This window comes from Nitrosopumilaceae archaeon (assembly GCA_035631875.1).
Taxonomy (GTDB): Archaea; Thermoproteota; Nitrososphaeria; order Nitrososphaerales; family Nitrosopumilaceae; genus TA-20.
Window position 1 is genome coordinate 140,558 of record DASQHX010000011.1, and the last position, 17,861, is coordinate 158,418.

A 17,861-nucleotide genomic window follows, 5' to 3' on the forward strand; every position below is an offset into this window, starting at 1 on the left:
TATCACAAGTGCCACGGTGATGCCTGTTTAATTATTTTTTCAGGCAACTTTGATTGATTTCTTTTTAGAAATTCAATATCTTGATCCTTGTTTCTCAACTCATCAGGCAACATTATTGGAATTTCTTCTATTATAGGATAAAATCTAGAACATTTTGAGCAATATATGGCACCTTCTAATACTAACTGTTCTTTTGAATTTGATTCAAAAATTTCTAGAGGAAAGTGTTTGTCTATGGGACATGCCAACATTTCCATCATTTTTTTGTTCATTTGAGATCTAGATAAATTGGAGTTCCTTTTTGACTAGATAAAAGTGCCGCTTCTGCAACCTTTGTTGTATTTACTGCATGTTCAGGTTTTACTATTATCTTTTCTTTACCTTCAGATGCAGCAAGAAAATTTTTTATTTCTAAAAGAAGAGGTTCCTCAACTTCTTTTCTTGGAATTTCTGTACCATGATTAGTTTCAATCTTTATTTCCTGTGAAATAAAATCTGATGATATTATAGCATCACTACACACCGCACTAAATTTTCTTACTCTTGTTGGAGTTATCCAATTTGAGGCAATAACTGCTACTTTGTTATCCTTGAAACCAAGCATTATGGTTGCAAAATCCTCATGCTCATGTCTTATCTTTCCTGATCTTGCAAATACAACTTCTGGGGTATCATCAAAAAACCACATTGCTGTATCAATATCATGCACTGAAGTATCATAGATTATTCCTACATCCTTTATGTGAAGAGGCATTCTATTTTCACGATGGAATTCTAACATTATGAGTTCTCCATATTTTTTTGATTTAACATATTCTTTGACCAAAGCAACTGCTGGATTGAATCTTTCAATATACCCACACGTCAAAACTACTTTATTTTTTTCTGCAAGATTTTGAAGTTCTTCTCCCTCATGAGAAAGATATGTCATAGGTTTTTCGACAAAAACATTTTTCTTTTGTTCTAATAGCGTTTTTGCAATTTTAAAATGTGTAGAAGTTGGTGTACAAACAAAAGCGCCATCAAATTTTTCTGAATCTAATAACATATCTAAAGACGAATAATGATTTACAGAGTATTTTGTTCCAATTTCTTTTGCTTTGGTTGAATCTGCATCACAAACTGCACAAAGTACTCCCAATTGTGATAGAATTCTTGTATGATTTTTACCCCATCCACCAGTTCCTATCTGAACAATTCTCAAGTTAGTACACCGAAGTTATCCAATTGGAGTATTTTTCATTTCTGCCCATGACTATTTCTGAATACGTTGAACGTAATTGTTTTGCTATATTTCCAGCTTTTCCAATTCCAATCTTTTTACCATCAACAGAAATAATAGGTGTAATTTCTGCAGCAGTACCAGTAAGAAAAATCTCATCTGCTAGATAAAGTTCAGTACGTGTAACTTCTCTTTCTATAACATCGTATCCTAAATCTTGTGCAATTTTTATTACTGAATCTTTTGTTATTCCTTCAAGTGCAGATGAGCTTGCTGGAGGGGTTATCAGTTTGTTGTTTCTTACAAGAAACACGTTTTCTCCTGGAGCCTCACTCACATTTCCTAATTGATCCAACATGATTGCTTCATCATATCCACTTCGTTTACATTCTTGTGTGGCCAAAATTGAGTTTAGATAATTCCCACCCATTTTAGCTAGAGGGGGTGTTGATATGTCATGAATTCGTCTCCAAGAAGATACACCAGCTTTTATTCCATTTTTGTTAAATAAATCGCCAAAAGGAAACATGATTATAGCTGTATGTGTAGGAGTGTTTTCTGTTACATGCAAGTTTATGCCATATCTACCAACAAAATAAAATGGTCTTATGTAACATGCTTGTTTTACTGCATTTTTCTTACAGAGATTAATTATTGCACTAGTAATTTCTTTATTTGTAAATTTTAAAGAAATTGAATAAATTCTGCCTGAATTTCTGAATCTTTTGATATGATCATCTAGTCTGAATATGTAGAGATTTTTTGAATTCCAATATCCTCTGAGTCCTTCAAATACTGAGGTTCCATAATGTATTGCATGAGTCATAACAGAAACTTTTGCTTCACTATCTTTCACAAATTTGCCGTCAAACCAAACAAATTCTGGACTAAAAGATTTCATATAAAACATCGAAGCCGTCTGTAATTAATCTATTTCTACCAGAATCCGTTACTTGGGAATTTCATTCCAAGAATTCTATAGGTATAATCTTTGGAGGATGCATATTTTTTTACAATATCCCAATTCTCTTGAATTATCTTTACGACTTCTGGCGAAACATAGCTTTCCCAATCTGTATCTTTTCCAAGAGCTGCTTCAAACATCTTTTGTTTTACAAAAGAGGCGGAGGTGGTTTTTCTTGTTCCAACTCTAGGGTTAAGTCCATAAAGTTTTAGCACAAATCCTTCAGCTTTGTCCCCAGTGTAAGTGAAATAATCATCTATTAAACCTCCTAGAATTTGTTTTTTTATTCTCCAAGAAAATGGAGAAAGAAGTGGCGGCATGTATTTTGCAAAGGGTGCATAAAATGAGTAATTTGATAATATGGAAATAGAATTACCAAATACTGATTGAAGCATCTTTTTTCGTAATTCAAATATAAATGGAAAACTTCTACTATTGATCTCTTTGTCTTTATTGATAAATATTACAGGCATGACTCGAACTTCATTTTTTTCTTTTAATTCTTCAATTATCTCTACATGTGCTTTTGTAACAGGATTCAGATGAGCTAGGTAAATTGCAATAGTCAATATACTTCTTACAAATATTGTCATATTTCAATGCTGATACAATTTTACAAAATGACAAATACGTTAATGAATTGTATTTGAAACTTTACTAGAAAAATAACTTACTCTAATTTCTCAATAAATGGGGGCGATGGGACTCGAACCCACGACATCCAGCGCCCGAGGCTGGCAGTCTAACCAAGCTGACCTACGTCCCCGTAGACCCGCCAATAATATTCAATATTATCTTTTCAATAGAAGTTTTTGATTTAACCGTATGACTCGTACTTTATTTCAAAGCTTTTGTCTGGTCTCTTATTTCTTTCAGTTACAAAACCCTTTGGTGTGAGAACATCCATGCATCCGTCTATAGTTCCTTGCCACCCGCAAATGAAAAAGACTGTATTATCAGCGGTGATTTTTTCACCTACGAGCTTCTCAAGAGGAGATGGCTCTCCATCTTTTGATTGCAAGAATGTTTCTACTCTTCCTTTTTGCCCATTCCATGATCTGTTAAACCATTCTTGTGGTCTGCTTATTGATGCTCTGTATCTGAAATTCCATTTATTTTTACCTCTATCAAGACTTTCTTCTTCCATCTTTGTCAAAAGATCTCTGTAACCTAGTTCATCAACATAGCTTGCTCCATGTAGCACTACAATCTCTCTATTGCTTCCAGTATCATGTAGATGTTGAGCATAACTCACAAAAGGTGCAAGTCCAGTTCCTCCACCCAAACAAACTATTCTTCTATTGTCTGGTTCGCCATTTGGTTTTTTCTCCTCAATTGTAAAAGCACCAGTAGGTTTTACCCAAATTATTTCATCTCCCTCCTTTGCACTAAATAGTTGTGTAGTAAGACGTCCTGGAAGGGGTTTTCTTACCCATCTGATGTATAACTCCACATATTTTCTATTTTCAGGATGGGATGCAATTGAATATGCCCTTCTTATAATTTTATTTTCACTTGGAACATGTGCTCCTAATGTTATGAATTGACCAGATTTGTATTGTGGTACCTCTCCTTCTTTTGGTACTATTCTAAAAACTGCCAGATCTTCTTTTTGAATTTGGACATAAGTAATAACTGCTTTATTATCTACAACCACGCGAAAAGTTCTGTATTTGATAGTTAAATATCTTATGTTGATTTGGTTGAGCTAATTTCTTGAACCATCTAAACGTTAATAACCTCACAAAAAAAGTTAATGCAAATCAGAATGCCACTCTGATTGTAAAAGTTGGGCCGGTCGTCTAGCCCAGTAGGATACGCCCTTGGCATGGGTGAGATCGTGGGTTCAAATCCCACCCGGTCCACTTTTTTAATAATTTAACGTAAACAATCATCTCATCTGGTAGTTATATTCCTGCGGAAAAATTTCAGTGGACAAAAATTTCTTCTAATTTATTTTCAGAATCAAAGGATAATGATAGGTAATTATTTTTTATAAAAACTAGAATGAATAACTAAAATTTACTAAACAACTGTTTGAAGACTGCCTCTAATCATGTTACTGTTATGGGAAATGAAGATTTTGGGGCTAACGCATCAATGTCTCGTAAGTTATCCCATACAAAAGTCTCAATTTTATAATTTCCTGCAGAGTGAGGTGTCCATGAAAGTGCGGCTGTTAATGTTTGATTTTTTTCAAAAGATCCTGTTGCAAAATTTAGATCTATTATAGCTCCATTAGAATCAATTATTTGTACAATATATGCCCAGTTGATATTTTTGTCACTGATGTTTTTAAGTGAGGTTTGCAAACTAAGCTGTTGATCTACTACTGGTGATTTGATATCTTCTCCTAACGAATTGACTATCTTAAAATCAGATGTAGAAACTTCGCCGTATCCATAGACGGAACCAAATCCGATCATAAAAAAAGACAGAAAAAAAGGTATAGTAAAATTCATCGAATCACGTGTTTCATTCTTAGATTTAAATTATCCTAACATGTAGAATGCCACATGTCCGAGTCTAGAGAGACAATCTACATAGGCAAAAAACCACTGATGGCGTATGTAACTTCTACGCTAATTCAGTTGGCAAACCAACCAAAAATATCTATCAAGGCAAGAGGACTCAGTATTGGGCGAGCTGTTGACGTTGCACAAATAATTGCACGTAAAACAGAAAATGCTGGGTATTCTATTGGAAACATCACAATCGGCTCAGAAATGCTAAAATCAACAGACGGGCGAGACAGGAATGTTTCTACTATAGAAATCGAAGTAAAAAGAAACAATACTTAGATAACTTGACTTGGAGGATTTTTCTCCTTTTTGTTATTTTATATTTTTGATACGTAATTCCTTTCCATTTTCTTGAATTTTGTAAGGTCTACAATCTCATTAAACTGATCAAAATTGACAACATTTTTCTTTAATCTAGATGTGGTTCCTGATCTTCTAAGTTCATGTAATATTTTCATAGATGCAAAAGCATTTGCAAAAAGAACTGAGAGCGGATATAGAATAAGCTTAAACCCCATCTTGTGTAATACTTCAGAAGAAATTAGAGGTGTTGCACCTCCTTCTATCATGTTTGCAACTAGAGGAGCTTTAATTGATCTTCCAATTTTTTTCATCTCCTCAATAGATTTTGGGGCTTCTATGAAAATTGCATCAGCTCCAATTTTTTTATACTGAAGTCCACGTTCAATTGCAGCATCCAATCCTTCTGGTGCTCTTGCATCAGTTCTTGCTACTATGATGAAGTCTTTACTTTTTCTTGCATCTAACGCAGCCTGTAATTTCTGAGAATATTCTTCCTTTGGAATGACTTCTTTTCCTGACATATGCCCACATCTTTTTGGCCATTTTTGATCCTCAAGAAAAATCCCTGCTGCTCCTACTGCTTCTAACTCAGTTACTAGCTTCCATACACTAAGCGGATTTCCGTAACCAGTATCTGCATCCACAATTACAGGAACAGATACTGCCCTACAAATCCTACGTGCATTCTCTGTTGTTTCTGTTGCTCCAATAAACCCATAATCCGGTAGTCCAAGTAAAGTTGCAGATGTTCCATAACCTGTTTGGAACATGGCTTCAAAACCAGCCTTTTGAGCAATTTTTGCTCCTATTGCATCATAGACGCCTGGAACCACAAGAGGTTTTGAATTATCAAAAAGTAATTTTCGAAGATTTGGCAATCGTTGATATTGATATTTACAATTATTTATGGCTTAACTGACTTTGATTTCCTTACCGCGTCTTTTTTCAGCTGTTTCTATTTTTTGAAGTTCAGATTCCAGAAACTTCTTGTATTTTCCAGTTTCTTCTTTTGTCATATTTGATATATTGGAACTAAGCGAATTTCCTATACTTGTTACACGTTCTAAAAGATCCATGGCTACAAATTTGCCTACGTTACCTATCCTGAACATTACATCCATTTGGTTTTTTACAATTTTATTCAGGGTTTCAAGATCATCTGCAATCAATCTGCCCTTTTTGGTTATCTGATATTTCCCATCTTTTGCCTCCTCAATTAAATTCTCATCTAAAAGTCTACCAAGTAGAGGATAAATTAGACCAGGTGAAGGTTTCCATCTGCCGCCACTTTGTGTTGTTGCATTGTCTATGATCTCTTTACCAGTACTTGGATTTTTTTCTAGTACTTCGAGTATGAAATACCTAGAAAATCCTCTTGGGACTGAACTGCCAACTCGTTGCACCCATTGTGAGATCATCACTAGTGATATCACTAGCGATATATATTAATGATTCGAAATAAAGTTCTGCTGCGAAAATCAGCCTTTCACGCAGCAGAACTCGAAATAAAATTGCACAAATTCTTCACAAGACATATTTATCTAATTTGAAAAGGAAGATGTCTAAACATGGTTGATACGATTGAACATGATCTGCTAATTGTTGGTTCTGGTCTTGCAGGTCTAAGAGCTGCAATTCAAGCTGCAAAAACTAGCTCAAATATCAAGATTGCAGTAATTTCAAAATTACAAGTAATGCGTTCACATTCTGTTTCTGCAGAAGGTGGAACAGCTGCTGTACTTTTTCCAGAGGAAGGAGATAGCATAGAATCACATGTCTATGATACTGTAAAAGGAAGTGATTTTCTTGGAGACCAAGACGTAATTGAAAAATTAGTAGATGAAATGCCTTCTGAAATATATCAACTAGAACATTGGGGAATGCCTTGGTCAAGAAGAGAAGATGGAAAAATTGGTCAAAGAAATTTTGGTGGTTATAGTTATCCACGTGCAACATTTGCTCAAGATAAAGTGGGATTTTATGAAATGCAAACTCTGTATGACACATGTCAGAAATTTGACAATATTGAATTTTACAATGAATGGTTTACTACCTCAGTAATACATGATGGACAAAAGTTTTGTGGCATTACGGCCATTGAGCTTTCTTCTGGAACATTTTATACAATAAAAGGTAAAGCGCTGATTATAGCAACAGGTGGAGCCGGGAGACTTTACAGCTATTCTACATACTCTCTCTCTTCAACCCCTGATGGTCTTGATATGGCATATCGAGCTGGCATGGCATTAAAAGACATGGAATTTGTTCAATTCCACCCTACAGGAATATTACCATCAGGAATTCTCATTACTGAAGGTGCACGCGGCGAAGGAGGATATCTTTTAAATAAAGATGGAGATAGATTTATGAAAAAATATGCACCTAGCAAATTAGAGCTTGCATCACGAGATGTAGTGTCTCGTGCTATGATGACAGAAATAAATGAAGGTCGTGGTTTTAAGCACGAAACAGGTGTAGATTGCCTAAAGCTGGACCTGCGACATCTTGGTAATGAGCTAATAATAAAAAAATTACCAGCAATTAGAGAAATTTCACTAAAGTTTTCAGGTATAGATCCAGCTAAGGAGCCTATTGATGTAAGACCTGTATCTCATTATATGATGGGTGGTATTCATACCGACATAGATGGTGCAACAGAAATTCAAGGAATCTGGGCTGCTGGTGAAGCTGCATGTAATAGTGTACATGGTGCAAATAGATTAGGCGCAAATTCCACAGCTGAGTGTCTTGTATGGGGAAAAATAACTGGTGATCTTGCAGCAAAATATGTTTTAGAAGCTAAATCTCCACAATTTCCATTACATCTTGTATCTGCAGAAGAAAAAAGAATCTATGATGGAATATTTCGTGGTAGTGGTAGTGTGAATCCTTACGAAATAAGACAAGATCTAACTGACATGATGAATGAAAAAGCATATGTCTTTAGAAATGAAAACGATTTGGTAGATGGTTTGAAAAAACTGCGTGAACTAAAACAAAAAACATGGAAACATGTAGACGATAAGGCTAAAGAATATAATACAAACTTTTCAAACGTTATGGAATTAGATTCTATGTTTCGTGTTGCCGAAGTTATTCTTGTTGGGGCAATAACAAGAAAAGAATCAAGAGGTGCACATGCAAGAACTGATTATCCTGATAGAGATGACAAGAACTTTTTACATCATACACTAGTATACTATGATACAAAAGAACCTATTATCAAAAAACATCCTGTCACTATTACTAAATACAAGCCAGTGGAGAGAAAATACTGATGGCAGAAAGAATGTCAAATAGAGAAGGTTTGAGAGGAATGGCAAATCCATCTCGTTATGGATTAGAGCGAGTTGCTTATTGGTTACAGCGATTAAGTGGATTAGGATTACTTGCATATTTGATAGGGCATATTTATGAAACAAGCTCCATAGTCAACGGTAAAGTGGCATGGGATAAAATGTTGGAATTAACTCAGACTACGCAAGGACATCTTATACTTACTTTGGTAATTGGAATGTGTGTATTTCATACTGCAAATGGAATCAGGGTTATGTTAGGACATGGTGGAGTTGGAGTTGGAAAACCCGGTCAACCTGAATACCCATATGATAAATCACAAAGGTCTGCTACAGGTAGCCTGAATTACAAACAAAGACTTTGTATCTGGGTTTCAATTGCACTTGCAGCTCTTGCAATGATGTACGGCATGGCAGTTTTATTTGGTGATTAAAATGCGTGAAAGCATAATAATGAAAATACATTATGGTACTGCTCTTGGAGCAGTAGCGCTAGTAGCAATACATATTCTATTTCGAATGACACAGAATTTTTCAGAATCTCTACAATACCAAAATGTAATTGCAAATTATCATTTACTTCCTTATGCTTTAATGCTTGAAGTAGTATTGATTTTGCTTTCAGTTCATGGATTTAATGGATTGCGTGTTATACTTTTAGAACTAAAACAAGGTATCATGTATGAAAAAATGATTAACTATGGTTCTATTGGTGCAATGGCAGCACTTATTGCATATGGTTCAAGAACTATATTGATGGCAGGAATGGGAATGTCATAAAATGGCCGTTGAAACAATTTCAAAGACACCCGAAGTTTCTGTACCTGTTTCATCTGACTTTATAATCCTCAGAATATCGAGATTTAATTCAGAGACTGATTCGTCCCCAACATTTGCAGAGTTTAAGGTTCCTGTTCAAAAATGGACTACAGTTTTAGAAGCAATTCTATTTGTAAAACAAAATTTAGATCATTCTGTTGCAGTAAGATATTCTTGTAGACAAGCTTCATGTGGTTCTTGTGGGATGCAGATTAACGGCAAGCCTTCACTTGCATGTTATACAAAAATCTCTGAATTGAACTCAAATATAGTGACTGTTGAGCCAATGCATAATTTTCCAATAATTCGAGATTTAGCAGTTGATTTTAAGCAGATGTTTGCAACTCATAAAAAAATGAAACCATACATAATAAGGAAAGATTCAGAAATAACTTCGGGAACCAAAGAATTTTTGCAAACTCCTGAAGATGTAGAAAAATACCTACAATTTTCTTATTGTATAAAATGCGGATTGTGTAATTCATCATGTCCAACTATGGCTACAGATACTTCTTTTATCGGACCACAAGGTCTTGCACAGGCTTATCGATATGTGGTAGATAACCGTGATGATGGTAAAAAAGAACGACTCAAAATAATAGACCAGTCACACGGGATTTGGAGATGTCACTTTGCAGGTTCTTGTAGTCATGTTTGTCCAAAAGGTGTTGATCCAGCTATGGCAATACAACTTTTGAGAGGCTATCTCCTAGGATTTAGAAAGTAAAATCTTAAGGCTTTTTCGGATTTGGACTAGCGTTTACCTGATTGTTTATTGCCTCTGCCATGAAATGATTAGAGACATTTAACTTTACATCGTCAACTCCATCAATTTTTAGCAAATAATCATGTATGTCCTGTGCTATTTTAAAACCAAAAATAGCTGGACAAAAAGGACTGGTAAGATGTATGTCTACTTTAACTGTAGAATCTGCAATGTCTATGTTGTCTATAAGCTCAAGTTCCATTATGGATACATTGATCTCAGGATCCACAATTTTTGTTAGCTCATCAAAAATCATTCTTCTTAATCCTTGAGTTTCTTGTGCCACAACAAAAAACCGTCTATGCTATATATAACCATTCTAATTCCTAAATTGATGTATAGAGCAAGTAGACTCAACGATAAGCTAGATGAAACAACTTTAGATTTTCTCTCATCAATTTCTGAAGATAAAGAAATTGCAATTTATGATATCTTAGGTAGCCAAGCTCACGTCTTAATGCTTTTTGAAAATAAAATTATTACAAAAAATGAGACTTCAAAAATTTTATCAGCACTTGAAAAATTAAAAAAAGAAAATTTTTCAATAAAATCAGAATCCGAGGATATTCACGAGCTAATAGAATACCTAGTAATAAAAAAAGCTGGAATAAATGCAGGTGGGAAAATGCATACTGCACGTTCTAGAAATGATCAGATCTCACTTGACATTCGTATGAAAATTCGTGATGACATTAATGTTTTATGTTCTTGTCTTCTAGGTGTGATAGAGACTTTTATCTCATTGGCAGAAAAAAATCAAAATACTGTAATGCCTCTTTATACGCATCTACAGCAGGCTCAGATTGGTTCATTTTCGCATGTTTTACTTGCATATACTGATTCCTTGTTTAGAGATCTGGACAGATTTTATGTTACTTATGGTAGAGTAAATGAATCACCATTGGGGGCTGGACCAATTGGTGGAACAAGCTTACACATTGACAGACAAAGTACTTCCAAAATGCTTGGGTTCAAAGGCTTAATAGAAAATTCTATTGATGCAACTGGATCTCGTGATTTTGTTGCAGAGTATGTTGGACAAATATCAATTCTTATGACAAACTTGAGCCGAATGGCAGAAGATCTAATTATTTGGTCTACCTCAGAATTTTCATTTATTGAACTTTCAGACAAATTTGCATCTACATCGAGTGTGATGCCGCAAAAAAAGAATCCCGATATACTGGAACTCATTCGAGGAAAGACAGCTCAGGTAATTGGATATCAAATGGGAATACTTTCAAACTTGAAAGGTCTTCCATCCGGATATAACCGAGATTTACAACAAATCAAAGTCTCAATATGGCCTGCTTCCAACATTGCAATATCCTCACTTTTAGTGATTAATGCAGTATTCAAAACAATGAAAATAAACGATCAGAAAATGAAAAAGGCTATAGATTCTGGTTATTCTACTGCACTTGATATAGCAGAACATCTTGTAAAAAGAGGAATCCCATTTAGGACTGCTCATAAGATAGTTGGGCAATTGGTACAGACAGCTTCAAACTCAAAAAAATCACTTTTAGCACTTTCTGTTCAAGAAATAAAGAACTCCGTAAAGGAAGATGTAATCAAAATCAACGATCTATACAAAATAATTCATTCTAGTACTATCGCTTCTTCTCTTACTCTGAGAATCTCTCAAGGCTCATCAGGTAGATCAGAACAAAAACGCATGATTTCAGATAGGAAAAAGAAAATTCAGGCGTATCGTATAGGAATCAGCAAAAGAACAAATGAGATTAATCTCACATTTGAAAATCTTACTAAGAAGATAAAAACCATAATAAAATAAGGGAAAATCAGAACTAAACCATGATTTTTCTAAATTTATGAACAGAAAAACATGATTTTAATGTAGTAATCTTGACTTTTCTATTGATTTTGATTCACATGGCTGCAGATAAAAAGTTCTCGTAATGAGATAAACAGTATGTATCAATTCGTACAACCACAATCCGACAAACCTAACTACACTGCAGGCCAAACCTGGGGGGCGTTAAAAAAAGCATGGAGAGGTTACAAAATTGCCAAAGTGCAATCAGATGCCTCAAAAATGACCGAGTACGCTAAAAAAATAAGAACCCTTCAGCATGATTTGGGAGTAAAACAAGCAGAATTTCCAGAATTAAACCTGAGTTAGTTAGACCTCCTTTTATTTTTGGATTGATAGAGTAACTCATGTTATTTGAAAAAAAATCCAAACAAATGACTTGAAGCATTTTTCAAACGTTCTACTTGATAATTATAAAAAAGCGGGTTCGCGGGGATTCGGACCCCGGACAGCCGGATTAAAAGTCCGGTACTCTACCTGGCTGAGCTACGAACCCATAGCGAAGGTTGACAGATGTGTATAATTTAGTCTTTTACAAAATTTTTTGATTAAAGGAAACCTTTAAACTCGGATTTTCGTCCAAAATATTCCGACGCCCTTGTAGTATAGAGGGGTATGGAGAAATCCATTCCTCGTAAAACCCGGTCTAGAATGGGGCCCTGTCACGGCCTCGACGCGTGTTCAAATCCCGCCAAGGGCGCCATAACTTTTAATTTTAAAAATTATTCAATCTTGAGATAATATCTGAATCAATAACTGATTATTCGCTGATTTTTAGTTTTTTTACAATATCATCCAAAAATTCTTTATTTGCAGCAGCAATGAATGATATTCTACTTTCATAACTCAGATCTGAATCCAAAAATTTTCCGGATTCATCTATGATATGTCCTCCTGCTTCTAATGCAATTAAATATCCTGCAGCAACATCAGTGATTCTTAATTTGTCCCTTAAATCTACAAAAACATCTACTAATCCACGTGCAAATATTGCAAGTTCAAGTGCAACAGCACCAAAATGTCGTATATGATTTGATGCTGAAATTATTGGAGCTAGTCTTTGAAGCGAATCCTGAGAAATTCCTGACATGTCAAGACCAACTACAAAATAGAGATTATTTTTTTCATTAGTATGAATTCTTTTCTCATTCAAAAATGCGCCTTTGCCTTTTGTTGCATGATACATTTCTCCATTAGATAGATCCATTACAACACTATCTGTTATGGAACTAAGCTTATTGTCAGTTGCAAACGCAAGGGAACAGCAAAAAAATGGAATTCCTCTTACAGCATTTGTTGAACCGTCTATTGCATCCATGATGATAAACCCTTTTGGATTTTTAGAAAGTTCAACACGGCCACATTCTTCACCAAGAACCGTGCAATCAAATTTAATTTCTTTAAGATAATCTAAAACTGTTTTTTCTGCTACTATATCTATTTTCCTTGATATATCTCCACCAGCACCTCTTCCAAAATCTCCACCAGACTCTTCGGTTCCTGCTAGGTGTTTTACATTGTTATAAACTCTTAACGATGCTTCCTGTAAAACTTCTATTACTCTCACAAATTTTCTATTTTTTGTCCTAATTTATTTCAAATAAATCACAAAGGAGCTCAATGCATAAATAGCAAAGTAAGATTTGCCATTATGTGAGTAGTAAAGATAATTCAATTTTTAGTAAAGAAGCACTTTTGAGCACAAAACCTGGAAAGGAAATAGTAAAACAGGCTCTATTCAAAAGTAAAGGCTACAAACAATTTGACAAGTACAAAAAAGAAGCAGAAGAAGAATTTCCAAATTTTGTCAAAAGATTCACTAATGATCTATTAAAAGAAATTAAGTCAGATTCTTCTCCTTTTGAAACACAACAAAAGTTTTCAGAAGAAATTGGCTCTTCTGATATTATACTTGACAAATCACAGATAGATAGTGTCAAATCAAGACTTGAAAACTATGAAACGTTACAAGACAGGGTTTCAAGAATTCTTAATTCTAATTTTGTTAAAATGACATTTCCTGTCTTTAGTGCTCTTTATGATGCATCTTCTGAATATTTTAAAGATAAACAAGATGCACAATTACGGACAGATATCATTGATGGGCATATTATTGCCATAGATTTGAGTGAACCCATGGACAGAATAATGGATAAGGATGAAGATTTGGAATATCTGGATGACTATAAACTGATGAATCCATATCTGCTAAGACTTGCAAGAAATAAAATTGCAAAAGGAGGTGCTGTAGTTCTTGAAGAATTTGAACATGGTTTTAAGGATGCGCGAATTGGTCAATATCTTGATTTCAAACTAAAAACAAAACCAACCAAAATATCTGAAGAAGAAATGATACAATGCTACAAAAAATATCGCGCAGTTATGGGAACTGCAGGAAGAAATATGGCACTGGCACGATTTCCACTTGGTGAAGTATTTCATCTTGGAATGGCAAAGGCAGCAGAATCAGTAGGATGCGGAAATGAGATAGAAGACTCAATAAAAAACAAATTTGTCAAAATTCCTTCATGGCCCCTTTACTATGGTCTACTTGTGAGAGATGTAAAGAAAGGATTTGATATGACCATGAAAAAAAGTGATCTTTATCTAAGTGAAGCTAGGATGGCATTAGAATTATTGCCTGATGACTTTTCGCATAGGAATTTTCTTGAGTTTTTATTTTTAACTGTAGAGCATTACAACATTTTCTGGTTTAACCAATTAGAAAAGGAAAATCTCTGGCAAACATTCTCTGAAAACTTGCCCAAGTGATCAAAATGATGTGGTCAGAAAAATATAGGCCAAAAAATTTGCTTGATATGATTGGTAATGAAGAAGCAAAAGAAGCGATAATAAATTGGCTTGGTAAATGGATGAAAGGAAGTAAACCCATTCTACTTGTAGGTCCTCCAGGAATTGGAAAAACAACGCTTGCAACAATCTGTGCAAAGCAATTTGGATATGATCTCATAGGGCTAAATGCCAGTGACATACGCAATAAACAAAGAATTCAAGAAATACTAGGACCTATACTTGGTAATGCTAGTGTCCTTGGCAAACCGATGATTTTTGTAGACGAAGTAGATGGCATACATGGACGATCTGACTATGGAGGAGTTGAAACACTAATTGACATTCTAAAAGAGCCAACAGTGCCAATAATTTTAGCCGCAAATGGTGATAAATCTGATAAAATGAAAAGTATCAAGAAAGTCACAAAACTAATACAAATGAAACCCATTCCGCCAAGACTTTTACAATTTTATCTTGAATCAATTCTCAAAAAAGAAGGAGTAACCATCAGTTTGGGTACAATTGTAAAACTTGTCATACAATCACGCGGTGATATTAGATCAATACTAAATTCTGCACAGGCACATGTCATGGGATTTGAACCGCAGATTGACAAATCCTTTGTGATACTAGATATCGAAGAGACAGTAAATGCGTTCTTTAAAGCTAAATCTGCTGATGAAGCGCGAGCTATCTTATTTTCTCTTAGAATTGATCCAAGAGAGAAAATAGACGCATTTTATTCAAGTGTCATAACAAGTTCACTTGACAAAGAAGATATGCAAAAAATGTTAGAAATCATCTCAGAGGCTGACATGTTATATGGTAAAATAATGAAAACTCAAGAATGGAGGCTTTTGAGATATCTTGATTCTATACTGGTTGGATTGTATAAAGAAGGAACATCAGTACGATATTCACAATTTAATTTATCATGGCCAATTATTAACAGATTAAGATGGGATGGTAGAGCGATAAAATCACTAGCTTCCATTTTATCAAAAAAAATGCATGTTTCACGAAGTGATTTTGCTACTTTTTATTTCCCATATGTTTTGTTTTGTATGAAGAATAAAACACTGGATTTGGAACTTGATGAATCTGGTAATGAAATTTTGCAAAAGGAGATTGCTATGTTAAAATGAGCTGGAGAACAATGTCGATGAAGTTTCCAGGTACTTGTATAGTTTGTAAAAAGAAAATTGAAATAAATGAAATAGGATTGTGGGCAAAGGGCATTGGAGTAAAACATCAAGCATGTGCAGACTTGGTAGAACTACGATGTGCGGTATGTGGTGGACCTGCTGGATGCCCAAAGTGTGAGTTTGCAGATGACTGTGATCTTACAAAGGTTTCACAACTATGTATATGTAAAAAATGCAATGATGACAAGGATGCCTTTATTTCATATCAAAAGGCCATTGCCAAGAAATTTCCAATACTAAATCTTAAAATTTAACTAAAAACAGGGAAAACTGATGTCTGATAACACTACCAAAATTACACCCTTAGATCCAGAATATCATGGGGAATCTAACTATGAGGTTGGATTGGAAGATCTTCTAGCACAAACAAAAGAAAAACTGATGAAAATGCAGTCTGATCCAACAGTAACTAAGGAGCAATTAAGGCTAGTTGAAGAGGATTTACAGACTTTGGAAACATTGTGGGAAAACTATCACATAGGAATGAATGTGTTTAGAAATGCCAAAGGCGGCCACGATGGATTAAGAGAAGTAAAAACTGATTAAATTAATATAGGTTGAGACTTGTTTCTAATTCGCAATCATGCACTCTGATAAGATAAAAAATTTTTTACATAAAAAAAGAGAAGCAAATCAAAGTGGCGGGCAGGATAAAATTTTATCACAACATGAAAAAGGCAAACTTACTGCTCGTGAAAGAATAGATCTTTTACTAGATGAAGGAAGTTTTACAGAAATTGATGGACTTACAACTCATCATTATCATGAGTTTGACATGCAAGACAAAAAATTCTTTGGAGACGGAGTAATTACAGGATACGGAAACATCAACGGACGACAAGTGTTTCTTTTTGCGTATGATTTTACTGTATTGGGAGGAACTCTAAGTGAAATGGGGGCTAAAAAAATAACCAAGGCGATGGATCATGCGGTAAGAGTTGGATGTCCAGTCATAGGAATTATTGACTCTGGTGGAGCTAGAATTCAAGAAGGCATTCTTAGTCTTGACGGATTTTCAGATATTTTTTATCATAACCAACTTGCGTCTGGTGTCATACCGCAAATTACTGCAAGCATTGGTCCTTCTGCAGGTGGTGCTGTATATTCTCCAGCAATGACAGACTTTGTAATAATGGTTGACAAGTTGGCAACTATGTTTGTCACTGGACCTGAAGTAGTAAAAACAGTTCTTGGTGAAGAAGTATCATTTGATGAACTTGGTGGTGCAATGTCTCATGCTAAAAATAGTGGTGTTGCTCATTTTGTAGCAAAAAATGAATATCAATGCATGGATTATGTGAAGACTCTTCTATCATATATCCCACAAAACAATACTGAAGGGCCCCCTATTGTATTAACAAATGATGATCCAAATAGACTTGATAGTAATCTAATAAACATAATTCCAGAAAATCCATTACAGCCTTACGACATGAAAGAGATAATTTATTCAATTGTGGATAACCACATGTTTTTCGAAATTCATGAATTGTTTGCACAAAATATTGTTGTTGGATTTGGACGATTGAATGGTAGAACTGTAGGTATAGTAGCAAATCAACCAATGTCACTTGCTGGTGCTTTAGATATTGATTCATCTAACAAAGCGGCAAGATTTGTTAGATTCTGTGATTGTTTTAACATACCAGTAATTACTCTGGTGGATACACCAGGATACATGCCAGGAACTAATCAAGAACATAATGGTATCATCAGACATGGAAGTAAGCTTTTGTATGCATACTGTGAAGCGACCGTTCCAAAAATAACCATAATAATTGGTAAGGCTTATGGAGGTGCTTACATTGCTATGGGCAGCAAAAATCTAGGAACTGATATGAATTATGCTTGGCCAACTGCTCAGATTGCTGTACTTGGATCTGAGGCCGCGGTAAAAATAATGAACAGAAAAGAGATTGCAAATGCAAAAGATCCTGAAGCTCTGAAAAAACAACTTGTAGATAATTTTACTGAAAAATTTGCTAATCCCTATGTTGCAGCATCATATGGTACCATTGATTCCGTGTTAGATCCTGCTGAGACAAGACCTGTTTTAATCAGAGCATTAGAAGCACTTGCTAACAAGAGAGAAAAAAGGATACCACGTAAACACGGAAACATTAATCTCTAATTG

22 protein-coding genes and 4 tRNA genes are annotated in these 17,861 nt (G+C 34.8%); 14 read left to right on the forward strand and 12 right to left on the reverse strand.

Annotated features, from left to right (window positions below; all coding sequences use genetic code 11):
* Positions 1–2: 2 nt before the first annotated feature.
* The 6 genes from VEU72_07685 to VEU72_07710 form a co-directional block, all read right to left on the reverse strand.
* On the reverse strand, positions 3–260 hold the full coding sequence (locus VEU72_07685; GenBank protein HYL67018.1) for a Trm112 family protein: 258 nt from the start codon (positions 258–260) through the stop codon (positions 3–5).
* A gap of 8 nt (positions 261–268) precedes the next feature.
* A complete protein-coding gene (locus VEU72_07690; GenBank protein HYL67019.1) occupies positions 269–1,204 on the reverse strand; it encodes a Gfo/Idh/MocA family oxidoreductase in 936 nt (311 codons plus the stop codon).
* Between the two features lies 1 nt (position 1,205).
* Positions 1,206–2,123: a branched-chain amino acid transaminase gene (locus VEU72_07695; GenBank protein HYL67020.1), complete on the reverse strand. Its 918-nt coding sequence runs from the start codon at positions 2,121–2,123 to the stop codon at positions 1,206–1,208.
* A 35-nt stretch (positions 2,124–2,158) separates the two neighbouring features.
* Complete coding sequence (locus tag VEU72_07700; GenBank protein ID HYL67021.1) at positions 2,159–2,779, reverse strand: hypothetical protein; 621 nt, start codon at positions 2,777–2,779, stop codon at positions 2,159–2,161.
* Positions 2,780–2,877: 98 nt separating this feature from the next.
* Positions 2,878–2,952, reverse strand: a tRNA-Pro gene (locus tag VEU72_07705).
* A 51-nt stretch (positions 2,953–3,003) separates the two neighbouring features.
* The gene (locus VEU72_07710; protein ID HYL67022.1) at positions 3,004–3,843 is read right to left on the reverse strand and encodes a ferredoxin--NADP reductase; all 840 of its coding nucleotides are present in this window, start codon (positions 3,841–3,843) and stop codon (positions 3,004–3,006) included.
* A 134-nt stretch (positions 3,844–3,977) separates the two neighbouring features.
* On the opposite strand from VEU72_07710, the gene VEU72_07715 reads away from it, so the two are divergent.
* Positions 3,978–4,051 (forward strand) — tRNA-Ala (locus VEU72_07715).
* A 189-nt stretch (positions 4,052–4,240) separates the two neighbouring features.
* Here the strand turns inward: VEU72_07715 and VEU72_07720 are convergent.
* Positions 4,241–4,648: a hypothetical protein gene (locus VEU72_07720; GenBank protein ID HYL67023.1), complete on the reverse strand. Its 408-nt coding sequence runs from the start codon at positions 4,646–4,648 to the stop codon at positions 4,241–4,243.
* Between the two features lie 54 nt (positions 4,649–4,702).
* On the opposite strand from VEU72_07720, the gene VEU72_07725 reads away from it, so the two are divergent.
* On the forward strand, positions 4,703–4,987 hold the full coding sequence (locus tag VEU72_07725) for a DNA-binding protein (GenBank protein ID HYL67024.1): 285 nt from the start codon (positions 4,703–4,705) through the stop codon (positions 4,985–4,987).
* A gap of 38 nt (positions 4,988–5,025) precedes the next feature.
* Here the strand turns inward: VEU72_07725 and VEU72_07730 are convergent, their stop codons facing one another.
* Together VEU72_07730 and VEU72_07735 are read right to left on the reverse strand one after the other, a co-directional pair.
* Positions 5,026–5,889 (reverse strand): isocitrate lyase/PEP mutase family protein, encoded by an 864-nt coding sequence (locus tag VEU72_07730; protein HYL67025.1) that lies wholly within the window; start codon positions 5,887–5,889, stop codon positions 5,026–5,028.
* A gap of 33 nt (positions 5,890–5,922) precedes the next feature.
* Positions 5,923–6,444, reverse strand: a complete 522-nt coding sequence (locus tag VEU72_07735; GenBank protein HYL67026.1) for a PadR family transcriptional regulator — start codon at positions 6,442–6,444, stop codon at positions 5,923–5,925.
* 135 nt (positions 6,445–6,579) lie between these two features.
* On the opposite strand from VEU72_07735, the gene VEU72_07740 reads away from it, so the two are divergent.
* Genes VEU72_07740 through VEU72_07755 form a run of 4 tightly spaced genes read left to right on the forward strand, consistent with a single transcriptional unit; the run spans position 6,580 to position 9,853 of the window.
* Entirely contained in the window at positions 6,580–8,289 is a 1,710-nt protein-coding gene (locus VEU72_07740) for a succinate dehydrogenase/fumarate reductase flavoprotein subunit (GenBank protein HYL67027.1), read from the forward strand.
* Entirely contained in the window at positions 8,289–8,741 is a 453-nt protein-coding gene (locus VEU72_07745; protein ID HYL67028.1) for a succinate dehydrogenase, read from the forward strand. The genes VEU72_07740 and VEU72_07745 overlap by 1 nt, the downstream gene beginning before the upstream one ends.
* A gap of 1 nt (position 8,742) precedes the next feature.
* A complete protein-coding gene (locus VEU72_07750; GenBank protein ID HYL67029.1) occupies positions 8,743–9,087 on the forward strand; it encodes a succinate dehydrogenase in 345 nt (114 codons plus the stop codon).
* Position 9,088: 1 nt separating this feature from the next.
* Positions 9,089–9,853 carry a succinate dehydrogenase iron-sulfur subunit gene (locus VEU72_07755; protein ID HYL67030.1) on the forward strand — a complete coding sequence of 255 codons (765 nt, stop codon included), beginning with the start codon at positions 9,089–9,091 and terminating at the stop codon, positions 9,851–9,853.
* Between the two features lie 4 nt (positions 9,854–9,857).
* Here VEU72_07755 and VEU72_07760 read toward each other — a convergent pair whose 3' ends face one another.
* On the reverse strand, positions 9,858–10,178 hold the full coding sequence (locus VEU72_07760; GenBank protein HYL67031.1) for an iron-sulfur cluster assembly protein: 321 nt from the start codon (positions 10,176–10,178) through the stop codon (positions 9,858–9,860).
* 48 nt (positions 10,179–10,226) lie between these two features.
* Between VEU72_07760 and argH the strand changes: the two genes are divergently transcribed.
* Entirely contained in the window at positions 10,227–11,690 is a 1,464-nt protein-coding gene (argH, locus tag VEU72_07765) for an argininosuccinate lyase (protein HYL67032.1), read from the forward strand.
* A gap of 138 nt (positions 11,691–11,828) precedes the next feature.
* The gene (locus VEU72_07770; GenBank protein HYL67033.1) at positions 11,829–12,038 is read left to right on the forward strand and encodes a hypothetical protein; all 210 of its coding nucleotides are present in this window, start codon (positions 11,829–11,831) and stop codon (positions 12,036–12,038) included.
* Between the two features lie 113 nt (positions 12,039–12,151).
* On the opposite strand, the gene VEU72_07775 is transcribed toward VEU72_07770, so the two are convergent.
* Positions 12,152–12,225, reverse strand: a tRNA-Lys gene (locus VEU72_07775).
* Positions 12,226–12,323: 98 nt separating this feature from the next.
* Between VEU72_07775 and VEU72_07780 the strand changes: the two genes are divergently transcribed.
* A tRNA-Asp gene (locus VEU72_07780) sits at positions 12,324–12,432 on the forward strand.
* Positions 12,433–12,489: 57 nt separating this feature from the next.
* Here the strand turns inward: VEU72_07780 and VEU72_07785 are convergent.
* A complete protein-coding gene (locus VEU72_07785) occupies positions 12,490–13,296 on the reverse strand; it encodes an inositol monophosphatase family protein (protein HYL67034.1) in 807 nt (268 codons plus the stop codon).
* 86 nt (positions 13,297–13,382) lie between these two features.
* On the opposite strand from VEU72_07785, the gene VEU72_07790 reads away from it, so the two are divergent.
* Genes VEU72_07790 through VEU72_07810 form a run of 5 tightly spaced genes read left to right on the forward strand, consistent with a single transcriptional unit; the run spans position 13,383 to position 17,858 of the window.
* Entirely contained in the window at positions 13,383–14,501 is a 1,119-nt protein-coding gene (locus tag VEU72_07790; GenBank protein ID HYL67035.1) for a hypothetical protein, read from the forward strand.
* A gap of 5 nt (positions 14,502–14,506) precedes the next feature.
* Complete coding sequence (locus VEU72_07795; protein HYL67036.1) at positions 14,507–15,667, forward strand: AAA family ATPase; 1,161 nt, start codon at positions 14,507–14,509, stop codon at positions 15,665–15,667.
* Between the two features lie 17 nt (positions 15,668–15,684).
* Positions 15,685–15,981: a hypothetical protein gene (locus tag VEU72_07800; protein ID HYL67037.1), complete on the forward strand. Its 297-nt coding sequence runs from the start codon at positions 15,685–15,687 to the stop codon at positions 15,979–15,981.
* A gap of 19 nt (positions 15,982–16,000) precedes the next feature.
* Positions 16,001–16,273 (forward strand): hypothetical protein, encoded by a 273-nt coding sequence (locus tag VEU72_07805; protein ID HYL67038.1) that lies wholly within the window; start codon positions 16,001–16,003, stop codon positions 16,271–16,273.
* Between the two features lie 37 nt (positions 16,274–16,310).
* Positions 16,311–17,858, forward strand: coding sequence for an acyl-CoA carboxylase subunit beta (locus VEU72_07810; GenBank protein ID HYL67039.1), 1,548 nt, complete (start codon positions 16,311–16,313; stop codon positions 17,856–17,858).
* Positions 17,859–17,861 lie beyond the last annotated feature (3 nt).